The following is a 435-nucleotide window of genomic DNA, read 5'->3' as shown; positions in this document are numbered from 1 at the left end:
ATGCCGAACAGCTCGCCGCTGCTTTCCAGCTCTGCGAAGTGCGCAGCTGTCCAGCCTTTGGCGAGCGCATCGGCGGCGTCATCGCCGTCGTTCCATTGACCACCTTTGGCGAAGGTGGCGCGCTCGTTCTTCTGCGTGGGCTTGCGTTTGAACACCTCCAACGCAATGACTCGAACCGAGGCGGCGCCGATTTCGCGCAGCTTCTCGGCGACGCTTTCCATGCAGGCTTTGCCAATGTCGTCGTTGTCCGACCACAACACCACGTCGCGTTCCTTGAGCAGCGTCAGATCGGCTTTGTGCCAGGAGTTAGAGCCGTTCGGCCAGCACGTTGCCACATAGTCAGGCAACAGTTCGGCGGCAGCGTCTGCGGCTTTCTCGCCCTCGCACAAAACGACCGGTGCGTCACTGCGCTGAGCCAGTTCATCAAGGCGAAGC

At 61.4% G+C, this 435-nt stretch carries 1 pseudogene; it reads right to left on the bottom strand.

Annotation, left to right across the window (positions count from 1 at the left end):
* Positions 1-435: pseudogene (locus tag AACY49_RS31210) on the bottom strand (DUF927 domain-containing protein); the annotation flags it as partial.

The organism is Pseudomonas sp. EL_65y_Pfl2_R96 (genome assembly GCF_963970905.1).
Taxonomy (GTDB): Bacteria; Pseudomonadota; Gammaproteobacteria; order Pseudomonadales; family Pseudomonadaceae; genus Aquipseudomonas.
Note: the sequence above shows the minus strand (reverse complement) of the source record. Positions and strands in the feature narration are given on the sequence as shown.